10 protein-coding genes are annotated in these 18,447 nt (G+C 72.7%); 3 read left to right on the forward strand and 7 right to left on the reverse strand.

Annotated features, from left to right (window positions below):
* Window positions 1-60: 60 nt before the first annotated feature.
* Entirely contained in the window at window positions 61-2,214 is a 2,154-nt protein-coding gene (gene pta, locus AB0R04_RS17370) for a phosphate acetyltransferase (protein ID WP_363371961.1), read from the reverse strand.
* A 178-nt stretch (window positions 2,215-2,392) separates the two neighbouring features.
* Here pta and AB0R04_RS17375 point away from each other — a divergent pair, with 178 nt between their 5' ends.
* Window positions 2,393-2,674: a type II toxin-antitoxin system prevent-host-death family antitoxin gene (locus AB0R04_RS17375; RefSeq protein WP_063347763.1), complete on the forward strand. Its 282-nt coding sequence runs from the start codon at window positions 2,393-2,395 to the stop codon at window positions 2,672-2,674.
* A complete protein-coding gene (locus AB0R04_RS17380) occupies window positions 2,671-3,075 on the forward strand; it encodes a type II toxin-antitoxin system VapC family toxin (RefSeq protein WP_363371963.1) in 405 nt (134 codons plus the stop codon). Before AB0R04_RS17375 ends, AB0R04_RS17380 begins: the two co-directional genes overlap by 4 nt.
* Window positions 3,076-3,139: 64 nt before the next feature.
* Here AB0R04_RS17380 and glgB read toward each other — a convergent pair whose 3' ends face one another.
* The 4 genes from glgB to AB0R04_RS17400 all read right to left on the reverse strand — a co-directional run bounded on the left by glgB (window position 3,140) and on the right by AB0R04_RS17400 (window position 11,045).
* Window positions 3,140-5,524 carry a 1,4-alpha-glucan branching enzyme gene (glgB, locus tag AB0R04_RS17385; RefSeq protein WP_363371965.1) on the reverse strand — a complete coding sequence of 795 codons (2,385 nt, stop codon included), beginning with the start codon at window positions 5,522-5,524 and terminating at the stop codon, window positions 3,140-3,142.
* A gap of 112 nt (window positions 5,525-5,636) precedes the next feature.
* Window positions 5,637-7,127: a phosphotransferase gene (locus AB0R04_RS17390; protein ID WP_363371968.1), complete on the reverse strand. Its 1,491-nt coding sequence runs from the start codon at window positions 7,125-7,127 to the stop codon at window positions 5,637-5,639.
* Between the two features lie 241 nt (window positions 7,128-7,368).
* The gene (treS, locus tag AB0R04_RS17395; protein ID WP_363371971.1) at window positions 7,369-9,093 is read right to left on the reverse strand and encodes a maltose alpha-D-glucosyltransferase; all 1,725 of its coding nucleotides are present in this window, start codon (window positions 9,091-9,093) and stop codon (window positions 7,369-7,371) included.
* Entirely contained in the window at window positions 9,090-11,045 is a 1,956-nt protein-coding gene (locus AB0R04_RS17400; protein WP_063351131.1) for an alpha-1,4-glucan--maltose-1-phosphate maltosyltransferase, read from the reverse strand. Before AB0R04_RS17400 ends, treS begins: the two co-directional genes overlap by 4 nt.
* 1,007 nt (window positions 11,046-12,052) lie before the next feature.
* On the opposite strand from AB0R04_RS17400, the gene glgP reads away from it, so the two are divergent.
* Window positions 12,053-14,734, forward strand: coding sequence for an alpha-glucan family phosphorylase (gene glgP, locus AB0R04_RS17405; protein ID WP_063351130.1), 2,682 nt, complete (start codon window positions 12,053-12,055; stop codon window positions 14,732-14,734).
* A 35-nt stretch (window positions 14,735-14,769) separates the two neighbouring features.
* Here the strand turns inward: glgP and AB0R04_RS17410 are convergent, their stop codons facing one another.
* On the reverse strand, window positions 14,770-16,629 hold the full coding sequence (locus AB0R04_RS17410) for an ABC transporter ATP-binding protein (RefSeq protein ID WP_363371973.1): 1,860 nt from the start codon (window positions 16,627-16,629) through the stop codon (window positions 14,770-14,772).
* Complete coding sequence (locus AB0R04_RS17415; RefSeq protein ID WP_363371975.1) at window positions 16,626-18,446, reverse strand: ABC transporter ATP-binding protein; 1,821 nt, start codon at window positions 18,444-18,446, stop codon at window positions 16,626-16,628. Before AB0R04_RS17415 ends, AB0R04_RS17410 begins: the two co-directional genes overlap by 4 nt.
* Window position 18,447 lies beyond the last annotated feature (1 nt).

The raw sequence follows: 18,447 nt of genomic DNA on the forward strand, positions 1-18,447 counted from the left end.
TGCGCTCGGCGGTCGCTTCGCGAAACGCGCACCTCTTGATGATTCGCTCGCTGCGCTCACTCATGCCTGCGACTCCTTGTCGTCCTGGGCCTGGATGGCGGTGATCGCGACGGTGTTGACGATGTCCTGGACCAGCGCGCCGCGCGAGAGGTCGTTGACGGGCTTGCGCAGGCCCTGGAGGACGGGGCCGACCGCCACCGCGCCCGCCGAGCGCTGGACCGCCTTGTAGGTGTTGTTGCCGGTGTTGAGGTCCGGGAAGATCAGCACGGTCGCCCGGCCCGCCACCGCGGAGCCCGGCAGCTTGGTGGCCGCGACGTGGGCGTCCACCGCCGCGTCGTACTGGATCGGGCCCTCGACCAGGATGTCCGGCCGCAGTTCGCGGACCAGCTCGGTGGCCTTGCGGACCTTGTCGACGTCCGCGCCGGAGCCGGAGGTGCCGGTCGAGTACGAGAGCATCGCGACCCGCGGCTCCACCCCGAACTGGGCGGCGGTGGCGGCGGACTGGATCGCGATGTCGGCCAGCTGCTGGGCGTCCGGGTCGGGGTTGACCGCGCAGTCGCCGTACACCAGCACCTTGTCGGCCAGGCACATGAAGAAGACGCTCGACACGATGGCCGCGCCCGGCGAGGTCTTGATCACCTCGAAGGCGGGCCGGATGGTCGCGGCGGTGGAGTGCACCGCGCCGGAGACCATGCCGTCCGCGATGCCCTCCTGGACCATCAGGGTGCCGAAGTACGAGACGTCGGTGACCACGTCCAGTGCCAGCTCGACGGTCATCCCCTTGTGGGCGCGCAGCCGGGCGTACAGCTCGGCGAACTGGCGGCGCAGCGGGCTGGTGGTCGGGTCGACGATCCGGACCTGGGCGCGGTCGCCGCCCGGCTGTTCCTGCGGGAGGTCGATGCCGAGGCCCGCGGCCTTGCGGCGCACCGCGTCGGCCTCGCCGAGCAGGGTGAGGTCGCAGATGTTGCGGCGCAGCAGGATCTCGGCCGCGCGCAGCACCCGCTCCTCGGTGCCCTCCGGCAGGACGACGTGCCGCCGGCTCGCCCGGGCCCGCTCCAGCAGCGCGTGCTCGAACATCATCGGGGTGACGCGTTCGGACCGGCCGACCTCGATCAGGTTGGTCAACTCGGCCGTGTCGACGTGCAGTTCGAACAGTCCGAGGGCGATCTCGGCCTTCCGCGGACTGGCCGCGGTGAGCTTGCCCTCCAGGTGGGTGAGGGTCGCGGCGGTCGGCCAGCTGCCCTCCGGGACGACCGCGACCGGGGTGCCGGGGGCGAGCCGGGCGGCCAGCGCCATCACGTTCGGGCCGGGGTGCTGGCCGAGCGTCAGCAGCACGCCGGCGATCGGCGGGGCGCCGGCGGCGTGCGCGGCCAGCGAGCCGATCACCAGGTCGGCGCGGTCCCCGGGGGTGACGACCAGGGCGCCCTCGGTCAGGGCGTCCAGGAAGGTGGGCAGCATGGCGCCGCCGAAGACGAAGCCGCGGACGTCCCGGGCCAGGCCGGCGGCGTCCCCGAGCAGGACCTCGGCGCCGGTCGTCTCGACCAGCTGGGCGACGGTCGGCGCGGCCAGCGCCGGCTCCTCCGGGATGACGTAGGCGGGGATCGGCAGCTTCTCGGTGAGCTTGCGCTGGATCCGCTGCTTGGCGCCCGGGGCGACCCGGTTGGCGATCATCGCCAGGGTCTCGCAGCCCAGGTCGGTGAACGCCCGGTGGGCGTTGCGGACCTCGGCGATGACGGCCTCCGGGTCCTCGGCGTGCCCGCCGACCACCGGCAGCACGGCGGCGCCGAACTCGTTGGCCAGCCGGGCGTTGAAGGCCAGCTCGTCCGGGATGTTGGTGTCGGCGAAGTCGGTGCCGAGGACCAGCACCGCCTGGCAGCGCCGCTCCAGCGCGCGGAAGCGGTCGACCAGGGTGGAGACCAGCTCGTCCTGCCCCTGGGCGGCCTGCAGCGCGGCGGCCTCCTCGTAGCTGAGCCCGTACAGCTCGGAGCTCGGCAGGTCGATCCGGTACCGGCCGCGCAGCAGCTCCACCACGTGGTCCGAGCCCGGCTCGCCCCCGGCCTGGCGGCCGGCAGGCGCCCCCGCGTGCGCGTGCACCAGCGGCCGGAACACCCCGACCCGGTCCACCTGGCGGGTGAGCAGTTCCATGACCCCGAGTTCGACCGCCTGCCGGCCGTCCCCCCGGTCGATACCGGTCACGTACACGCTGCGCGCCACGTGGGTGTCTCCGTCCCGTCGTCTCGGAATATGGCCATATCGACCATACCTTCGCACCACGAACGGGCGTCCGCGAGCAGAGCGGCCCGGCGGGGGCAAGGGCTGAACGTCCTGGGCTCGGGGTTTGCGCCGCGGCCCGCCCTTGATGTACCTACATGATGTAGTTACATTGGAAGGCATGGAGACCATGGGACTGCGTGAGCTCAACCAGAACCCGTCCAAGGCGGTCGCGCGGGTCCGGGCCGGCGCGACGATCGTCGTCACCGACCGCGGGCGGCCCGTGCTGAGACTGGTGCCGGAGGAGCCCCCGGCGACGACCCTCGAACGCATGATCGCGGCCGGCGAGGTCACCCCGCCCGCCGAGGAGGGCATGCCCGAGCTGGCCCTCGACCTGCTGCCGGACATCGGCAGCCTCTCGGACCTCCTGGTGGAAGACCGCGAACGGGAGCGGAACCGTTGATCTACCTCGACTCCTGCGCGCTGCTGAAGTTCATCAAGCCGGAGCCGGAGACGGCCGCACTGCGGGCGTGGCGGCAGGCGCTGCCCGCCGGGACCGAGCTGATCACCAGCGCGCTGGCCCGGCTGGAGATCACCCGCACCCTGCTCCGCGCGGGCCTGGCCCACCAGCAGGTCCCCTACTACGTGGACCAGGCGCTCCGGGGCAGCCACCAGGTCGACCTCAGCAGCGCGGTGCTCGCCCGGGCGCTCTCCTACCGCACTCCGCGCCTCGGCTCGCTGGACGCGTTGCACCTGGCCAGCGCGGACCCGTTCCGCACGGAGCTGACCGAGTTCATCACCTACGACCGCGAGCTGGGCAGGGCCGCGGAGGACCTCGGCTTCCCGGTGTCGGCACCGAGCTGAGGGCCTGCCCGGCCGGGCAGGCCCTCAGGCCCTCAGGTGCTCAGGTGTTCTGGTGCTCAGGCCCTCAGCGGGCCGGGCGGAGCCAGAGGGTGGCGAGCGGGGGGAGGACCAGTTCGGCGGAGCGGGGCTGGTCGTGCCAGGGGGTCGGTTCGGCCTTGACCGGGTGGGAGTTGCCGATGCCGCCGCCGCCGTAGGTTTCGGCGTCGGTGTTGAGCAGTTCCTCCCACAGCTGGTCGCGGCCGTCCAGGTCGGGCAGGCCGACCCGGTGGCCGTGCCGGACGACGGGGGAGAAGTTGCAGACCGCGACCAGCGGCGAGCCGTCGGCCGCGTACCGGACGAAGGAGAGCAGGTTGTCCTCGGCGGCGCCGCCGTCGAGCCAGCGGAAGCCGTCCGGGGTGGTGTCCCGTTCCCAGAGGGCGGGGGTGTCCAGGTAGTGCCGGTTGAGGTCGCGGACCAGCCGGCGGACGCCGTGGTGGTCCTGGTGGGCGGGCCACTGCTCGTCGAGCACCCACCACTGCGGGCCCTGCTCGTGGTCCCATTCCGCGCCCTGGGCGAACTCCTGTCCCATGAAGAGCAGTTGCTTGCCCGGGTGGGACCACATGAAGCCCAGGTAGGCGCGGTGGTTGGCGCGCTGCTGCCACCAGTCGCCGGGCATCTTGGAGACCAGCGCCTGCTTGCCGTGCACCACCTCGTCGTGCGAGATCGGCAGGACGTAGTTCTCCGAGTAGGCGTACACCATCGAGAAGGTGATCTCGTTGTGGTGGAACTTGCGGTGCACCGGCTCCTTGGACATGTAGACCAGCGAGTCGTGCATCCAGCCCATGTTCCACTTGAGCCCGAAGCCGAGGCCGCCGGCGTCGGTGGGGCGGGTGACGCCGTCCCAGGCGGTGGACTCCTCGGCGATGGTGACCACGCCGGGGCAGCGCCGGTAGACGGTGGCGTTCATCTCCTGCAGGAACGCGGCCGCGTCCGGGTTCTCCCGGCCGCCGTGCTGGTTGGGCGTCCAGGCGCCGCCCTCGCGGGAGTAGTCGAGGTAGAGCATCGAGGCGACGGCGTCCACCCGCAGGCCGTCGATGTGGAACTCCTCGCACCAGTAGACCGCGTTGGCGACGAGGAAGTTGCGCACCTCCGTGCGGCCGTAGTCGAACTCCAGGGTTCCCCAGTCGGGGTGCTCGGCGCGCAGCGGGTCGGCCGGCTCGTACAGCGGCTCGCCGTCGAAGCGGGCGAGCGCGAAGGCGTCCTTGGGGAAGTGGGCGGGCACCCAGTCGACGATCACGCCGATGCCGTGCCGGTGCAGGGTGTCGACCAGGTGGCGGAAGTCGTCGGGGCTGCCGAGCCGGGCGGTGGGGGCGTAGTAGCCGGACACCTGGTAGCCCCAGGAGCCGCCGAAGGGGTGCTCCATGACCGGCATGAACTCCACGTGGGTGAAGTTCAACTCCTTGAGGTAGCGCGGCAGTTCCTCGGCGATGGCGCGGTAGCTGGTGAGGTCGGGCCGCCAGGAGGCCAGGTGCAGCTCGTAGACGGACATCGGTGCCCGGTGGTGTGCGGCGCGGGCCCGGCGGGCCATCCACTCGCCGTCCTGCCAGCGGTGGTCGGAGGAGGTGACCACCGAGGCGGTGGCGGGCGGGCACTGGGCGGCCCGGGCGAGCGGGTCGGCCTTGTCGAGCACCCAGCCCTGCCGGGTGTGGATCTCGTACTTGTACGCGGCGCCCTCGGCGAGGCCCGGGACGAAGAGCTCCCAGATGCCGGACGAGCCGAGCGAGCGCATCGGGTGCCCGGTGCCGTCCCAGTGGTTGAAGTCGCCGATCAGCCGGACGCCGACGGCGTTCGGTGCCCAGACCGCGAAGGCGGTGCCGGCGACGCCGTCGACGGTGCGCACGTGCGAGCCGAGGGCCCGCCACAGCTGCTCGTGCCGGCCTTCGGAGATCAGGTGCAGGTCGAGTTCGCCGAGGGTGGGCGGGGTGCGGTAGCCGTCGTGCTGGGCCAGCGGCTTGCCGCCGGGGTAGGTCACCAGCAGCCGGTAGTCCACGGTGTCGGCGCCGGCCACCAGCCCGGTGAACAACCCGCCCTGCTGATGGGTGAGTTCGGCCGGGCCCTGGGTGGTCTCGACGACCACCCGCTCGGCGAACGGGCGCAGCACCCGGATCGCGGTGCCGCCGTGCACCGGGTGCGCGCCGAGCAGGGCGTGCGGGTCGTGGTGCTGCCCGCCGACCAGCCGGTCCACCTCGGACGGCGGCAGCGGCGCCTCGGGCAGGCGCAGCGAGGCCGTGGGCGGAGCCGTGACCGGTGCGGACTCCGCGACCGGTGTGGACTTCGAGGCCGGCACGGGATCGCCGGCCGGCGCGGACTCCTCGGCCGGGACGGGCTCGGGCCGGGGCGAGTCCGGGCCGGCCAGGAAGGTGGCCGGGACGGGGCGGGTGGTGCGGCCGGGCGGGTCGAGCGGCGTCACGGCTGGGTCCTCCTGCGACGGGGGGTGGGCTAACTCCAGGGCGGCGGAACCGGGGGTGCGGGTGGGGCAGGGGATGCGGGCAGGGCAGGGGGTGCGGGCGGGGCCGGGGTGGTCAGACGGTGAGGGCGAGCCGGTTGATCGCGGCGAGCGGGATCGGCAGCCAGCTCGGCCGGTGCCGGGCCTCGTACACGACCTCGTACACCGCCTTGTCGATCTCCAGGGCCCGCATCAGCTCCGGTGAGGCCGCCGGGTCGGCGCCGCCGCCGGCGGTGTAGCCGGCGCAGAAGGCGGTGCGGTTGCGCTGGGCCCAGGCGGCGGCGAGGTGGGCGAGTTCCGGGTCGACCGGGCCGCCGGCCAGCAGGTGGGCGGCCGCGTAGTCGAAGGAGCGGAGCATCGCGGCGACGTCGCGCAGCGCGGGCTGCGGTTCGCGGCGTTCGTTGACGGATTTGGCGGGTTCGCCCTCGAAGTCCAGCAGCACCCAGCCGTGCGGGGTGCGCATGGCCTGTCCGAGGTGCAGGTCGCCGTGGATGCGCTGGACGGGCAGGCCGTCGGGGTGGGCGTCGCCGAGTTGCTGGAAGGCGGTGCGCAGTGCGGCCCGGTAGCGCAGCAGGCCGGGGACGGCGGCGACGGCGCTGTCCAGCCGGTCGGCCATGGTGGTGGCGAGCCGGCTGGTCTGGGCGCGGTCGAGCCGGGCGACCGGCATCGAGCGGGCCAGGACCCGGTGGACTTCGGCGGTGGCCCGGCCGAGCCGGTGGGCCTCGATGGCGAAGTTGCCGGGGGAGGGGTCGCCCTTGAGCCGGCCGACCTGGTCGAGGGCGAGCTCCCAGCCGTCCTCGGCGTCCGGCAGGTAGCGCTGGAGCAGCCCGAGGGTGGCGGGTTCGGCGCGTTCCAGCCGGCTCTCGAACCAGGCGGCGACCCGGGGGATCCGGGTGGAGCCGGCCCGGGAGAGGGCGAGGGAGAGTTCGAGGTCGGGGTTGGTGCCGGGGTGGATGCGGCGGAACAGCTTGAGGATGTACGAGGTGCCGTAGATGACCGAGCTGTTGGACTGCTCGGCGGTGGAGGCGCGGCCGGGGAGGTTGGCGGGGAGCCCGGAGCCGGGGGTGCGGCGGAAGGACAGCGAGCCGAACCGGTCGCCGGTGGCGAGGTGTTCCAGCAGCCGCCCGGTGAGTTCGGGGTCGTGGACGGCGTCGTAGAGCGCCGCGCCGTCGTACGGGCCCTGGCTGAGCCGGCCGAGCACGGCGCTGGGCTCGATGTCCGCGTGCCCGTCCGAGCGGATGCCGAGCAGGAGTTGGTAGATGTCGCCGTGCGGGGCGCCGACCGTGGTGGCGTGCTCGACCCGCAGCAGCAGGTGCAGCAGGGCGGGGTCGCCGACCTGGAGCGGGGTTCCGACCATCGGGGTGAGGCCGGTGATGGGCCGTCCCTTTCCGGCGTACCACCGCTGGGTGGGGAGCCACTCGGCGATCAGCGGCAGCGCGGCCTGGACGAGTTCGCTGACCCCCAGGGCGGCTCTCCGGGCCCCGGTGCTCCGCGCGCCCGCCGGCGCGGCGGGGTCGGCGGGGGCATCCTGCTGCACATGGGCTTGAGAACGGGAGGTTTCGGACATGACTCCCTTTCCCCGGAAGCGGGCGGACTGCCCGACGGGTCTGGCCGGGTCCGTCAGTCTTCCGGATTTCGGCGGCGCGGCGGCGGCGGCACGCGAGCGGGGCTCAGGTGTCACGCCTTCGTGTGGGTGGCCGTTGGGCTGTTCTCCGTACGCGGCGGTGCAGAGAACTCCGGGGGCGCAGGGGTTCAACTCGCGCCCCCGGAGGGTCTGGTGGTGCTGTGTGGCAGGGTGTGGCGGATCGTTACTTCGAGCGCCTGGTCCCGCTCAGCCGCGGTGGCTGCCGGAGCTGGAACCAGTAGAAGCCGTGGCCGGCCAGCGTGAGCAGGTAGGGCCACTCGCCGATGGAGGGGAAGCGCACCCCGCCGATCAGCTCGACCGGGTACCGTCCGCCGTACTGCCGCAGGTCCAGCTCGGTCGGCTGCGCGAACCGCGAGAAGTTGTTCACGCACATGACCAGGTCCCCCTCGTGTTCGCGCACGAAGGCCAGCACGGCGGGGTTGCTGGAGGGCAGTTCGGTGTACGTGCCGAGGCCGAACGCCGGATTGAGCTTGCGGATCTCGATCATGCGACGCGTCCAGTGCAGCAGCGAGCTCGAACTGCTCTGCTGTGCCTCGACGTTGGTCACCTGGTAGCCGTACACCGGGTCCATGATGGGCGGCAGACTGAGCCTGCCCGGGTCGGCGGAGGAGAAACCCGCGTTGCGGTCCGGGGTCCACTGCATCGGCGTGCGCACGCCGTCCCGGTCGCCCAGCCAGATGTTGTCGCCCATGCCGATCTCGTCCCCGTAGTAGAGGACCGGCGAGCCGGGCAGCGAGAACAGCAGGGCGGTGAACAGCTCGATCTGGTTGCGGTCGTTCTCCAGCAGCGGGGCGAGCCGGCGGCGGATGCCCACGTTGGCGCGCATCCGGGGGTCCTTGGCGTACTCCGCGTACATGTAGTCGCGCTCCTCGTCGGTGACCATCTCCAGGGTCAGCTCGTCGTGGTTGCGCAGGAAGATGCCCCACTGGCAGCCGCCGGGGATCTGCGGGGTCTTGGCGAGGATCTCCGACACCGGGTAGCGGGACTCCCGCCGCACGGCCATGAAGATCCGGGGCATCACCGGGAAGTGGAACGCCATGTGGCACTCGTCGCCGCCCGCGGTGAAGTCGCCGAAGTAGTCGACGACGTCCTCGGGCCACTGGTTGGCCTCGGCCAGCAGCACGGTGTCGGGGTAGTCGGCGTCGATCTCCTTGCGGACCCGCTGGAGGAACTCGTGGGTCTCCGGCAGGTTCTCGCAGTTGGTGCCCTCGCGGGCGAACAGGTACGGCACCGCGTCCAGCCGGAAGCCGTCGATGCCGAGGTCGAGCCAGAACCGCAGTCCGGCGATCATCTCCTGCTGGACGCGGGGGTTGTCGTAGTTGAGGTCCGGCTGGTGGGAGAAGAACCGGTGCCAGAAGTACTGCTTGCGGACCGGGTCGTAGGTCCAGTTGGAGGTCTCGGTGTCGACGAAGATGATCCGGGCGTCCGGGTACTGCTTGTCGTCGTCGGCCCACATGTAGAAGTCGCCGTACGGGCCGTCCGGGTCCGTCCGGGAGGCCTGGAACCACGGGTGCTGGTCGCTGGTGTGGTTCATGACGAAGTCGATGATCACGCGCATGCCGCGGGCGTGCGCGGCGTCGACGAACTCCATGAAGTCGGCGAGGTCGCCGAACTCCGGCAGCACCGACTTGTAGTCGGCCACGTCGTACCCGCCGTCGCGCAGCGGCGAGGCGAAGAACGGCGGGAGCCAGAGGCAGTCGACCCCGAGCCACTGCAGGTAGTCGAGTTTGGTGGTGAGCCCCTTCAGGTCCCCGACCCCGTCGCCGTTGCTGTCCTGGAAGGACCGCACCAGCACCTCGTAGAAGACCGCACGCTTGAACCACTCCGGGTCCAGGTTCTTCTTCGAGGTCTCCGGGAAGGTGTCGGGGACGGGCTCGTTCACAGTCACGCTGGGTTCCTCCGAACCGTGAGGAGGTGAGCCGGCTCGGCTGAGGGATCGAGCCGGACGTAGTTGTGCCGGCCCCAGGTGTAGACGGCGCCGGTGAGCTCGTCGTGCACCGCGTACGGGCCGTCGCCGTCGAGGGTGACGGTGGCCTCCTGGACGTGGTGCGGGTCGAGGTTGACCACGGTGACGACCTGGTCGGTGAGGCCCTCGGGGGTGGTCGCGGTCTTGGAGTAGGCGAGCACCTGGTCGTTGTCCGTGGGGTGGAAGCGCAGGTTGCGCAGCTGCTGGAGGGCCGGGTGGCGCCGGCGCAGCCGGTTCAGCACGGTGAGCAGCGGGGCGAGGGAGTCGGTGCGGGTCCAGTCGCGGGGGCGCAGCTCGTACTTCTCCGAGTGCAGGTACTCCTCGGAGCCGGGGTGGGCCGGCTCGTCCTCGTACAGCTCGAAGCCGGCGTAGACGCCGTAGCTGGGGGCGAGGGTGGCGGCGAGCACGGCGCGGATCGCGAACGCGGCGCGGCCGCCGTGCTGGAGGTAGTCGTGCAGGATGTCCGGGGTGTTGGCGAAGAAGTTGGGTCGCATGTAGGCGGCGGCGTCACCGGTGAGTTCGGTGAGGTACTCGGTGAGTTCCGGCTTGGTGGTGCGCCAGGTGAAGTACGTGTACGACTGGTGGAAACCGATCTTCCCCAGGGTGTGCATCATCGCGGGCCGGGTGAAGGCCTCCGCCAGGAACACGACGTCCGGGTCGGTGCGGGCGATGTCGGCGAGCACCTTCTCCCAGAACGCCACCGGTTTGGTGTGCGGGTTGTCGACCCGGAAGATCCGAACGCCGTGGGACATCCAGAACCGGAGGATCCGGATGGTTTCCTTGACGATTCCTTCCATGTCCTGGTCGAAGTTGATCGGATAGATGTCCTGGTACTTCTTCGGCGGGTTCTCGGCGTACGCGATGGTGCCGTCCCCGCGGTGGCTGAACCATTCCGGGTGCTTGTTCACCCACGGGTGGTCGGGGGAGCACTGGAGGGCGAAGTCCAGCGCCACCTCCAGGTGCAGGGCCTCGGCCTCGGCGACGAAGTGGTCGAAGTCCTCGATCGTGCCGAGGTCGGGGTGGACGGCGTCGTGGCCGCCCTCGGGGGAGCCGATCGCCCAGGGCGAGCCGACGTCGTGCGGACCGGCCGTCAGGGCGTTGTCGGGCCCCTTGCGGAAGGCTCGTCCGATCGGGTGCACCGGCGGCAGGTAGACCACGTCGAAGCCCATCGCGGCGACGGCCGGCAGCCGCTCGGCGGCGGTGCGCAGGGTGCCCGAACGCGGCGGCTCGACGCCGCCCGGATCCACCACCGCGCCCTCCGAGCGGGGGAAGAACTCGTACCAGGAGCCGTACAGCGCGCGCTCGCGGTCCACCTGGAGCGGCAGCGGGCGGGAGGCGCTGAGCAGTTCGCGCAGCGGGTACCGGGCCAGCAGGTCCAGCACCTCGGGGGCGAGCGCGGCGGCCAGCCGGGACAGCGGCGGCAGACCGGGGTCGCGCAGCGCGTCTGCGGCGGCCAGCACGTGCGCGCGGCCCTCCTTCTTCGGCACGCCGACCGCGGCCTGCTCCAGCAGCCGGGCGCCGTCCTCCAGGACCAGCGCGGTGTCGATCCCGGCCGGCAGCTTCACGGCGGCGGTCCGGCGCCAGGTGGCGACCGGGTCGCTCCACGCCTCGACCAGGTACGACCAGCGGCCGGACGCGGTCGGGGTGACGTGCGCGCCCCAGCGGTCGGTGCCCTCGGCCAGCTCGCGCATCGGCGTCCACGGGCCGCCGCGGCCGCGCGGGTCGCGCAGCACCACGTTGGCGTTGACGGCGTCGTGGCCCTCGCGGAACACGGTCGCGGTGACCAGGAAGGTCTCGCCGACGACGGCCTTGGCCGGGCGGCGGCCGGAGTCGACGAGGGGGCTGACGTCCAGGACGGGGATGCGGCCGATCACGGTGTCGCTCTCTGTCGTCTTGCGGGCGGCGGGCTTGCGGGCGGAGGCCTTGCGCGGCGCGGCGCCGGAGGTGCCCTCGGCGGTGGTCCCGGCGGTCCCGGCGGCGTCGGCGGTGGCCTTCGCGGTGGCGGCGGCGCGGCGCGTGGTGGTGGTGCGCCTGCGCGGTGCCGCGGTCCGGCCCTCCTCGGCCCCGGGTTGTCGGGCCGCTTCGGCCGACTCGGTGCGGACCGCCCCGGCGGCCCGCGGCGCCGGCATCGCCGGATCCGTCCGAGTGTCAGAATCCATCCGTCCGGCGGATTCCGCGACCGCTGCGTCGTGGCTGTCGGCCACCGGTGTGGACTGGTCCCGCGTGTCGCCGTGCATGTCAAACTCCTGCCCGAGATCGGCGGCAGCTCCCGCGGGCCGGGGGTGGGCCAGGGGAGTACCGGGAGGACTGCTGGGTGGGGAGGACGTGCGACCGGAAGCCTGCCCGCGCCGTCGTCCCCGGCAACCTGCCCGGCGCCCGCCGAGCCCTCGACGGGAGCCCTGGAGCCGCGCGCGTCCCGGCGCGCGCCTCCAGGGGCACGCCCCTGGGCGACCCGGTCGACCCGTGAACGAGCAGGCCGAGTACGAGGACACGCGTCGGTGCGAGGTGAGCGCCGAATGGGCTAAGAAGAAGGGGAACGATCAACGCGAAAAGGATTCGGACGTGCTGCTTCAAGGCGGACGCCACCCGCCGCCGCACTCCCCGCAGCATCAACGACCTTGAGTCATCCTCGCACCGGGGACAAGACTTTTGCAGCGGTACGACAGTAGTTTCGGGCTTTGTCCTGAGCGGATGAGTCATCGGAAATGGACCTGTTCCGCAGTGTTCATGCATTGGTAGCGCAGGACCCCGGAAATGTGCGCCGCGCGCGCCCCCCGTGCAGACCAATGCGCCGAATGCGATCTCATCAATAGGCCGAACGGATGCCCAATAGCCCACTTGACGCACTGTCATGACGGACATCGCGGCTACGCTTCACGCCGTGAAGGCAATCCGCAGATTCACCGTCCGCACCGTCCTGCCCGAACAACTCCAGCCGCTGCACGAGCTGGCCCTCAACCTGCGCTGGTCCTGGCACCCCGAGACCAGGGACCTCTTCCGGTCCGTGGACCCGGAGGTCTGGGCCGCGACCGGCGAGGACCCGGTGCGGCTGCTCGGGGAGGTCCCGGCCGCCCGGCTCGCCGCCCTCGCCGCCGACCGGCGGTTCCTGCGCAGACTCGGCGACCTCGCCGACGACCTGCGCGAGTACCTCAGCGGCCCGCGCTGGTACCAGGCCCAGCAGGAGGCCGGCACCACCCCGCCGCCCGCCGCCATCGCCTACTTCTCCCCCGAGTACGGCATCGCCGCCGCGCTGCCGCAGTACTCCGGCGGGCTCGGCATCCTGGCCGGCGACCACCTCAAGGCCGCCAGCGACCTCGGCGTCCCGATCATCGGCGTCGGCCTGTTCTACCGGCACGGCTACTTCCGGCAGTCCCTCAACCGGGACGGCTGGCAGCAGGAGCGCTACCCGCTGCTCGACCCGGACGAACTCGCGGTCAGCCTGCTCCGGGAGGACGACGGCACCCCCGGCCGGGTCGACCTCGCCCTGCCAGGCGGCCGCACCCTGGCCGCGCACATCTGGAAGGCCCAGGTCGGACGGGTCCCGCTGCTGCTCCTCGACTCCGACATCGAGGCCAACTCGCCCGCCGAGCGCGACGTCACCGACCGGCTCTACGGCGGCGGCAGCGAGCACCGGCTGCTCCAGGAGATGCTGCTCGGCATCGGCGGCGTCCGCGCCGTCCGCGCCTACTGCCGGCTCACCGGGCACCCCGCCCCCGAGGTGTTCCACACCAACGAGGGCCACGCGGGCTTCCTCGGCGTCGAACGGATCCGCGAGCTGGTCGCCACCGGCTCACCCGGCCCCGACAGCGTCGGCCTGGACTTCGCCGCCGCCCTGGAGTCCGTCCGGGCCGGCACCCTGTTCACCACCCACACGCCCGTCCCGGCCGGCATCGACCGCTTCGACCGCGAGCTGGTCGCCCGCCACTTCAGCGGCGACGCCGCCCTGCCGGGCGTCCCGGTCGAACCGGTGCTCGCGCTCGGCGCCGAGACCTGGCCCGGCGGGGACCCGAAGCTCTTCAACATGGCCGCCATGGGCCTGCGGCTCGCCCAGCGCGCCAACGGGGTCTCCACCCTGCACGGCGAGGTCAGCCGCTCCATGTTCAACGGCCTCTGGCCCGGCTTCGACGCCACCGAGGTGCCGATCACCTCCGTCACCAACGGCGTCCACGCCGCCACCTGGATCGACCCGGCGGTCGTGCGGCTCGGCGCCGCCGAGATCGGCGCCGACCGCGCCGAGGACGCCATGACCACCGGCGACGCCAAGCGCTGGACCGGCCTGGAGCGGATCGGCAACACCGAGATCTGGGACCTGCGCCGCAGCCTGCGCGCCCAGCTGGTCGACGAGGCCCGCCGCCGGCTGCGCGACTCCTGGCGCCAGCGCGGCGCCGGCGAGGCCGAACTCGGCTGGGTCTCCTCGGTGCTCGACCCCGACGTGCTCACCATCGGCTTCGCCCGCCGGGTGCCCTCGTACAAGCGGCTCACCCTGATGCTGCGCGACCCGGACCGGCTGCGCGCCCTGCTGCTGCACCCCGTCCGGCCGGTGCAGATCGTGGTCGCCGGCAAGGCCCACCCGGCCGACGACGGCGGCAAGCGGCTGATCCAGCAGATGGTCGCCTTCGCCGACGACCCGGCCGTCCGGCACCGGATCGTCTTCCTGCCGGACTACGACATGGCGATGGCCCGGCACCTCTACCCGGGCTGCGACGTCTGGCTGAACAACCCGCTGCGCCCGCTGGAGGCCTGCGGCACCTCCGGGATGAAGGCCGCGCTCAACGGCTGCCTCAACCTGTCCGTCCTGGACGGCTGGTGGGACGAGTGGTACGACGGCCAGAACGGCTGGGCGATCCCCACCGCCGACGAGACCGGCGGCGTGCTCGACCCGGAGAGCAGCGAGGCCGAGCGCCGCGACGACATCGAGGCCGCCGCGCTGTACGACCTGATCGAGGACCAGGTCGCCGGCCGGTTCTACGACCGGGGCACGGACGGGCTGCCGCACCGCTGGATCGCCATGGTCCGGCACACCCTCGTCACCCTCGGCCCCAAGGTGCTGGCCGGACGGATGGTCCGCGAGTACGTCGAACGGCTGTACACCCCGGCGGCGCTGGCCCAGCGGGAGCTGGCGGCGGCGGAGCACCACGGCGCCCTGGAGCTGGCGGCCTGGAAGGCGAAGGTCCGGGAGGCCTGGCCGGCCGTCCGGGTCGAGCACGTCGAGGCGGACTGTCCGGACGAGGCGCAGGAACTGGGCAGCTCGCTGGCGCTGCGGGTGCAGGTCGCGCTCGGGGCGCTGGAGCCGGGCGACGTCGAGGTGCAGGCGGTGTCCGGCCGGGTGGACGAGACGGACGGCATCTCGGACGGCTGCGTGCTCGCCCTCAAGCCGGTCGGCGGGTCCGACCTGGACGGCCGGACCCGCTACGAGGGCTCGCTGGAGCTGGGCCGGACCGGCCCGTTCGGCTACACCGTCCGGGTGCTGCCGGCCCACCCCCGGCTGGCCTCCCCGGCGGAGCTGGGGCTGGTGGCCCTGCCCGCCGAGTCGTCGGGGATGGACGCGGGGGTGCTGCGGTGAGGCCCCGCCGCGGGGAGCGCCGGACCTAGGAGGACCTAGACCAGGCTGTCCCGCCAGGCCTGGTGGAGTGCGGCGAAGCGGCCGGATCCGTCGATCAGCTCCTGCGGGGAGCCGTCCTCGACGATCCGGCCCTGGTCCATCACCAGGACGCGGTCGGCGATCTCCACGGTGGAGAGCCGGTGCGCGATGATCACCGCCGTCCGGCCGGCCAGCACCGTGCGCATGGCCCGTTGGACGGCCTGCTCGCCGGGGACGTCCAGCGAGCTGGTCGCCTCGTCGAGGATCAGCACCGCCGGGTCGGCGAGCAGGGCGCGGGCGAAGGCGACCAGCTGGCGCTGCCCGGCGGAGATCCGGCCGCCGCGCTTGCGCACGTCGGTGTCGAAGCCGTCCGGGAGCGCGGCGATGAACTCGTACGCGCCGATGTCCCGGGCGGCCTGCTCGACCTCCTCGCGGCCGGCGCCGGGGCGGCCGATCGCGATGTTCTCGGCGACGGTGCCGGAGAACAGGAAGGACTCCTGGGTCACCATCACCACGCCGCGCCGCAGCTCGGGGGTGGCGAGGTCGCGCAGGTCCACGCCGTCCAGCCGGATCCGGCCGTCGGTCGGGTCGTAGAAGCGGGCCAGCAGCTTGGCGACCGTCGACTTGCCGGCGCCGGTCGCGCCGACCACCGCCACCGTCTGCCCGGCCGGGATCACCAGGTCGAACGGCGGCAGCACCTGCTTGCCGGTGCGGTAGGCGAAACGGGTCTCCTCGAAGCGGACCTCGCGCCCCTTGCCGACGGCCTGCGGCAGTTCGGCGGGCGCGGCCGGCTCGGCGACGGTCGGCTCGTGGGCGAGCAGGCCGGCGATCTTCTCCAGCGCGGCGGCGGCCGACTGGTAGCTGTTCAGGAACATCGCCAGCTGGTCGATCGGGTCGTAGAGCCGGCGCAGGTAGAGCACGAAGGCGGTGAGCACGCCCAGTTCGACCGTGCCGTCGGCGACCAGGTAGGCGCCGAGCAGCACCACGCCGGTGGTCCACAGGTTGGCGGTGACGCGGGAGAGGCCGACGTAGCGGGCGATCTCCAGCAGGCCGTCCGCCGTCGCGGTGGCGGACTGCCGGTTGACCAGGCCGAAGGCCTCGTCGTTGGCCTTCTCGCGGCGGAAGGCCTGCACCGGGCGGATGCCGTTCATGGTCTCGGTGAAGCGGACGATCAGCGAGGCGGCCGAGGTGCGGGAGCGGCGGTAGACCCGGCGCGAGCGGCTGCGGAAGGAGCGGGCGATCAGCGCCAGCGGCAGGATCGACGCCAGCGAGACCAGGCCGAGCCGCCAGTCCAGCACCAGCAGCAGCACCGAGATGTAGCAGACCGACAGGAGGACGGTCAGCAGCTCCTGGAGGCCCTCGGAGAGCAGCTCGCGCAGCGCGTCCACGTCGCTGGTGGCGCGGGAGATGATCCGGCCCGAGGTGTAGCGCTCGTGGAAGTCCAGGCTCAGCCGCTGGGCGTGCCGGAAGATCCGGCCGCGCAGCTCCAGCAGGATGTCCTGGTTGACCCGGGCGCTGATCTTGATGAACGCCCACTGCAGCAGCAGGCTGAGCAGCGCACAGCCCAGGTAGGCGCAGACCACCGCGATCAGCGGGCCGCTGTCGCTCTCGCGCAGTGCCGGGATGCCGCGGTCCATCGCGATGGCGACCAGCAGCGGGCCGGACTGCAGGGCCGCCTGCTGGATGAGGATCACCAGCATCGCGACGCCGATCCGGGCCCGGTGCGGGCCGAGCAGCGAGCGCAGCAGCGCCCGGGGCGCGCCGGGCGGGACGGGGATGTCCTCCTCGTCGGCCGGGGGCGGCGGCGGAAGCTGTTCCTCGACCGGTTCGGCGGTCTCCCGTTCGGCGGGGCCGGCGGGCGAGATGGTGGTGGTCATCGGGTGGTGCCCCCCTCGGAGACCAGTGCGGCCTCGGGCATCGGGGCGCACTCGCCCGACATCAGTTCGCGGTAGTGCGCGCAGTCGCGCAGCAGGTCCTGGTGGGTGCCGACGGCCTCGATCCGGCCGTCGGAGAGCACCGCGACCCGGTCGGCGAGCAGCACGGTGCTCGGGCGGTGGGCGACCACCAGGGCGGTGGTGGCGCCGAGGACCTGGCGCAGCGCCCGTTCGACCAGGGCCTCGGTGTGCACGTCGAGGGCGGAGAGCGGGTCGTCCAGCACCAGGAAGGCCGGGTCGCCGACCACCGCACGGGCCAGGGCGAGGCGCTGGCGCTGGCCGCCGGACAGGCTCAGGCCCTGCTCGCCGACCTCGGTGTCCACGCCGTCCGGGAGCTTCTCCACGAAGGAGGCCTGGGCGGTGGCCAGGGCGGCGCGCAGCTGCCGGTCGTCCGCGCCCGGGGCGCCCATCAGGACGTTCTCCCGGACGGTGGCGGAGAACAGGGTGGGCTCCTCGAAGGCGACCGCGACCAGCTCGCGCAGCCGCTCCCGGGGGAGGTCGCGGATGTCCCGGCCGTCCAGGGTGATGGTGCCGGCGGTGGCCTCGTACAGGCGGGGGAGCAGTGCGGTGAGCGTGGTCTTGCCGCTGCCGGTGGCGCCGACCAGGGCCATCGTCTCGCCGCTGCGGATGTGCAGGTCGATGCCGGCCAGCAGGTCGGGGGTGTCGTCGGGGGCGTCGGGGTAGCGGAAGCGGACGCCGGTGAAGCGGATGCCGTCGGGGGTGGCGCCCAGGCCGTCGGCGGTGCCCGGGTCGGCGGTCTCGGGCTCGTCCAGCACCTCGAAGAAGCGGTCGGCGGCGGTGGCGGCCTCGTTGGCGTAGGCGAGCAGCCAGCCCAGGGACTCGACCGGCCAGCGCAGCGCCAGTGCGGTGGAGAGGAAGGCGACCAGGGTGCCGGCGCTCAGCTCGTCGTGGGCGACCAGGTAGGCGCCGGCGGCGAGGGCGCAGCCGAGGGCGATCTCGGGCAGGCCGACGATGACCGCCCAGAGGTTGGCGAGCAGCCCGGCCTTGCGCAGTTCGGTGCGGCGCAGGTCGTGGGCCTGGGCGCGGAAGCGCTCGGCCATCGAGCGGTGGCGGCCGAAGGCCTTGAGGATGCGGATGCCGAGGACGGACTCCTCGATGACGGTGGCGAGGTCGCCGTTCTGGTCCTGGGCGCGGCGGGAGGCGCCGGAGTAGCCCGCCTCGAACCGCCGGGTGAGCACGAACAGCGGGACCGCGGGCAGCAGGATGATCAGGGCGAGCCGCCAGTCCTGGGTGAACATCACCGCCGTGCCGGCGAGGAACATCACCGAGTTGACGACCAGGAAGACCAGCGGGAAGGCCAGAAACAGCCGCATGGTGTACATGTCGGCGGTGGCCCGGGAGAGCAGCTGGCCGGATCCCCAGCGCTCGTGGAAGGAGATCGGCAGCCGCTGGAGCTTGGCGAAGAGGTCGCCGCGCATGGCCGTCTCCAGCCCGGCCAGTGGGCGGGCCAGGACCACCCGGCGGGTGTAGAACAGCGCGGCCTCGACCAGTCCGAGGACCAGCAGCAGGCCGATCAGCGGCCAGAGCCCGCTCAGGTCGTGGTCGGCGAGCGGGCCGTCGACGATCCGGCCGAGGACCAGCGGGACGCCGAGGACGCTCAGCATGGCGACCAGGGCGGCGGCCACCGAGGTGGCCAACCGGCGGCGGACGGCTCGGGCGTAGGGCCACAGGCGCAGGAGGGAGCGGACCGTGGAGCGGTGCCCGGTCGCGGTGTCGTCGTCTTGTCGGTTCTCGGCCATC

It is taken from the genome of Kitasatospora sp. NPDC056731 (assembly GCF_040687675.1).
Taxonomy (GTDB): domain Bacteria; phylum Actinomycetota; class Actinomycetes; order Streptomycetales; family Streptomycetaceae; genus Kitasatospora.

What these genes read in the sequence shown, in the direction of transcription:
- AB0R04_RS17375 (WP_063347763.1), top strand. Translation starts at nt 2,393, where the DNA reads ATGGAGACCATGGGACTGCGTGAGCTCAACCAGAACCCGTCCAAGGCG.
- AB0R04_RS17390 (WP_363371968.1), bottom strand. Translation starts at nt 7,127, where the DNA reads ATGTCCGAAACCTCCCGTTCTCAAGCCCATGTGCAGCAGGATGCCCCC.
- AB0R04_RS17410 (WP_363371973.1), bottom strand. Translation starts at nt 16,629, where the DNA reads ATGACCACCACCATCTCGCCCGCCGGCCCCGCCGAACGGGAGACCGCC.
- AB0R04_RS17415 (WP_363371975.1), bottom strand. Translation starts at nt 18,446, where the DNA reads ATGGCCGAGAACCGACAAGACGACGACACCGCGACCGGGCACCGCTCC.